Origin of the sequence: uncultured Peptoniphilus sp., from assembly GCF_946998875.1 — a bacterium.
In the GTDB taxonomy this organism is placed as follows: domain Bacteria; phylum Bacillota; class Clostridia; order Tissierellales; family Peptoniphilaceae; genus Peptoniphilus_A.
In genome coordinates this window covers 1-4,309 of sequence record NZ_CAMQAY010000044.1, presented here as the reverse complement: position 1 = coordinate 4,309, position 4,309 = coordinate 1, and the positions used below count along the sequence as shown (strand labels likewise).

General features: G+C 36.4%; 4 protein-coding genes and 1 pseudogene. 1 reads left to right on the top strand and 4 read right to left on the bottom strand.

Features of this window, described 5'->3' with window-relative positions; translation table 11 throughout:
- A partial coding sequence (locus tag Q0U74_RS07615; RefSeq protein ID WP_297393841.1) for an S-layer homology domain-containing protein occupies positions 1-1,479 on the top strand: 1,479 nt, incomplete at its 5' end.
- 291 nt (positions 1,480-1,770) lie between these two features.
- Here the strand turns inward: Q0U74_RS07615 and Q0U74_RS07610 are convergent.
- The 4 genes and pseudogenes from Q0U74_RS07610 to Q0U74_RS07595 all read right to left on the bottom strand — a co-directional run.
- The gene (locus Q0U74_RS07610) at positions 1,771-2,208 is read right to left on the bottom strand and encodes a DUF4825 domain-containing protein (RefSeq protein ID WP_297393840.1); all 438 of its coding nucleotides are present in this window, start codon (positions 2,206-2,208) and stop codon (positions 1,771-1,773) included.
- A gap of 206 nt (positions 2,209-2,414) precedes the next feature.
- Positions 2,415-3,161 (bottom strand): 5'/3'-nucleotidase SurE, encoded by a 747-nt coding sequence (gene surE / locus Q0U74_RS07605; RefSeq protein ID WP_297393838.1) that lies wholly within the window; start codon positions 3,159-3,161, stop codon positions 2,415-2,417.
- A gap of 23 nt (positions 3,162-3,184) precedes the next feature.
- Positions 3,185-3,970, bottom strand: a complete 786-nt coding sequence (locus Q0U74_RS07600; RefSeq protein WP_297393836.1) for an MBL fold metallo-hydrolase — start codon at positions 3,968-3,970, stop codon at positions 3,185-3,187.
- 48 nt (positions 3,971-4,018) lie between these two features.
- Positions 4,019-4,309 (bottom strand): annotated as a pseudogene (locus Q0U74_RS07595) (hypothetical protein); the annotation flags it as partial.

Here is a 4,309-nt window from a genome sequence, read left to right as displayed (position 1 = left end):
TTCAACAAGTGGGACAAAGAATTAACACAAACATTTACAGATAAAAACACAATAATAACTGCTCAATATACTGAGCTTGATAATATTATTCCTCAAAAGAACACTGATGGATCAGACAAACCTAACGAATATGTAACTGTTACATTTAAAGCTGATGCCAATGGTTCTCTATCAGGCACAACAGTTTACTATGTAAAACCAAATGTAGATATCGACTTAACAAATACAGCAGATGCTATTACTAAGAAGGCAAATGTAGGTTACACTGCTGAAGGTGGTACTTGGAGTCCAGAAATAACAAAGAAACAATATACAGCAGATGAAACTTATACATTTACATTCAAAGCATTAGCATATGTAATTCCTGAAAAGAATGATGATGGAACTACAAACACAAAACCTGATGGATATGTAACTGTTGAGTTTGTTGCAGGAAGTGGTGGAAGCCTTGAAGGTGGAAATAAGACTTACTATGTAAACCCAACTAAAGAAATTAAGGTTGGAGATCTCAGCATTCCTACACCAAAAGCAAATACTGGATACAAATTTTTAACATGGGCAGAAAAGATTGATAAGGAAGAAGTAATTAAAGGAAACAAAAAATATGTAGCTATTTTTGTTGAAATTACTAAATACCCTGATAATCCAAGTCCAGATAATCCAGATAGACCAAATTATCCACAATATCCAGACAATAGGCCAGGCTATTCAGGATTGAGAACTGTTTATATTGAAAAGCCAGTAGAAAAGGTAATAAAGGTACCTGACAATGCTTATGTCAAAGAAGTAAGATATATGCAAGGTTATATGGGAGACTTTAGACCTAAGGATGGTTTAACTCGTGCTGAAGCAGCGCAAATTCTTGCCAACGCACTTGTTGAAGATGGCTATAAGTACAATCCTAACTTCAAACTTTCTTACAAGGACATTGGAGAAGCTTGGTACACTAGAGCTATTAAGATCGTAACTGAGGCAAAGGTATTTGCTGGTTATGACGATGGCAACTTCAAGCCAGAAGATAAGATTACAAGAAATGAATGGATTGCTACTCTTAAGAGATTCCAAGAACTTGGAGATGTAAGTGGCAACCACATGAAGCTTAAAGATGGACACTGGGCAATGGGTGAAATCGAAGCAGCTTACAAGGAAGGCTGGTTAAAGATTTACACTGACGGACTTGCAACTTATGAAGGCGACAAGTTCATCCCAAGAGAAGAAGTTGCAGCAGTTTCTAACAAGGCCTTCAAGAGAATTCTTGATAAGACTTATATTAGAAACAACGAAAAGAATCTAATATCTTACAAAGATGTTAAGAAGGATATGTGGTCTTACGAAGATATCCTTTGTGCAAGCAACACTTTCTTATATAAGAAGGACCTTTACAGGGCACACTGGATTAAGGAAGACAACAATGAGTTTAACATCAACACAGATGGATTTGAAATTGTAAAAGCTAAGTTTCAAAGAAATCCTAGATAGAAAAAAATTAGAGAAGGAGTAATCCTTCTCTTTTTTTTGCTTTATAACATCTGCTGGAAATCTCTGGCAGATATTTTTATGTAAATTTTTTTAAGGCCTGAAAAATTTTTGCACTTTTTAAATTTTCTTCAAAAATTTTATGCTGACAAAATTTTTGCCTCTGTGAATTTTTTCTTACTTGGTAATTTTTGGCAGGAGAAATTATTATAAGGTCTCCCCCATTTTTTATTTTTAAATAATTTTCTAAAAATTTGCAAAATTAAACTCTCCCAGTTTTCTGAGAGAGTTCTTTTACTTATTTATAAAATTTTCTAGGCTTTCTTGGCTTTCTGATATCTTGTCAAGACTTGTATCATTTTTTTGAAGTTCTTCTTCTACCTCAGCTCGACTAAAGCTAAAGATTTCTTTTTCGTCAGCATCCACATAAGATAAGTTGTCCAAATTTTTTATTAGGGCAAGAGTTGTGGCTGCGTTTTTAAATAAGTCTTCTTTTTCTATATCTTCAAAATTTTTGCAGAAGACCTTTAAGCCATAGGGCTCTTTATCTGATAGGATCTTTATCTCTCCAGTCTCAAAATTTTTAGGATAGGCCTCTTTAGAAACTATTTGTGAGACCTTTGTGTTGTCGCCCACAAAATCTGTCTTGAAATCATATAGGCTCTTTTCTTTTTTATTGCAGGAAGAAAATATTAAGAGCAGGGCAAAAATTATTGGTATAAATTTTTTCACGCTATCACCTCTTTACTAAATTATAGCAAAAAAATAAAAAGTCGCCAGGACTTTTTAAATCTCTTTTTATATTAGTCTTCACCTATAATTTTTCGCAACTTACAATGTTTTTTACACATTACATTATAGTTCTAAAAAATATTCCAAAAATTAAAATTATTAAAAAGATCAAAGTAAATTTGTAGTTCACGATTTTCTCTCCAAGTTTATTTTATAATTTCCTTTAACTCATTTATTAGAGTTAGGTTTGTCACATCGTAAAGAAGGGGGCTTACTGTTGCATAATTTTGTCCCAGATAATAAATGTCTGAGTCCTTGCCGTTGTTCTCCTTTGGGAAGCCCTTTAACTTCATGTTGTAGCCTTGGCCGTCTTCTGAAATGTCATAGATAGACATGACATCGGCGCCAACTTTGCAGACTTCTATGCCCTTTATGTCTTCGTAGTCAAGATAGGGCACATTTATATTTAGGACCTGAAGCTTTTTAAAGTCCTCAAGTTTATTAAAGACATCCATGGCAATTTTTGCCGCTGAGTCAAACTTGGAGTGACCCTTCACCCATTGAGCTGACACTGCAATTGCTGGTATGTTAAATAAGTTTGCTTCGATGGCAGCTGAAACTGTGCCTGAATATAATACATTTGTGGCAGTGTTGTAGCCAGAGTTTATTCCAGAGAAGCAGTAATCAAATTTTTCGTCAAGTAAATGCACAGCTGCCCTTACGCAGTCAGCTGGCGTGCCATAGACGCAAAGGCTTCTTACGCCTTCAAGTCCTTCAAGCTTGGCGTCTTGGACTATTAGGGGGCTCTTAAAAGTTATGGCATGAGACTTGCCAGAGTTTTCTACATTTGGCGCCGCAATTGTAACTTTGTGGCCTTCTTTTATCAGTGCCTTTGCAAGGACTTCTATGCCTTCGGCGTTAATTCCGTCGTCATTAGTAACTAATATGTTCAAATTATTCCTCCCCTTAAAATTTTTTAAAGTTCAAAGATTTCCGATGGTGAAAATCTTGGCGCAACATCAATGGTGTAGTCCACGCTTTCTTCCTTGTGGTCTTGTAATAAAAGATCATTTATTGTCTTTAGGGCAAGGTCTGGCAAATTGTTGTCAGCTGAAAGGTGGCCCAAGAGAATTTTTTCTTTTTTCTTTTTTAAGATCATTGATAGGACTTCTGCCGCGTTTTCGTTGGAAAGGTGTCCCTTAGTGGACAAGATCCTCTGCTTTGTTTGATAAGGATAGGTCCCCTGCATTAGCATGTCCACATCGTGGTTGGATTCAAGGTAAAAAAGTTCTGACCCATCCATTTTTTCCATGGCATCGGCGTTGACCCAGCCTGTGTCTGTCAAAAGTGAAATTTTTTTGTCGCCACTTATGACAAAGCCACAGCCACTTGCGCAGTCGTGGAAGGTAGAAATTGGCATAATCTCCAAGTCCTTAAAGGTAAAGCTCTTGCCATTTTCAAAGATAAAGGTCTTCTTTGGGTCTAGCTTTTTCACAGTTGGCAGCATGGCATCTAGGGTCATCATGTTGGAGAAAACTTTTAGCTTGTGTCTTCTGGACAAGACGCCCACAGATTTTATGTGGTCAATGTGCTCGTGAGTGACAAAGATTGCGTCAAGTTCACTTGCCTTTACGCCAATTTGCTCCAAGTTTTCTTCGATTTTTTTGCCAGAAAGTCCTGCATCTATTATTATTTTTGTATTTTTATATTCAATATATTGGCAGTTGCCTGATGAGCCACTTGCCAAAGAGCAAAATTTCATAAAAACCTCCAAAGCTTATTTTATCACAGGTCCAGTGATTTGTTAAGCTTAGTAATTGGAGAGGACAGTGTATTCTCCGTCTGTAAATTTTACCTTCCAGGCTGGTATGGCACGACCATTTACTGCACGAGTTATGTCTTCTATATAGCCCTGGTCTTCGGGGTTAAAGTAAAAGCAAGGGGAAATTTTTTCTATGGTCTTGTTGTAGTATTCAGTCTTATTTAATAGAGTTAGTAGGGCACGACCTGCTGGAGCGAGATATATTTTTTGGTCAGACTTATTTAAGACATTTAACCAAAGTCTATCCATGGACATGACACCTCTTGAGTCGATGACAAA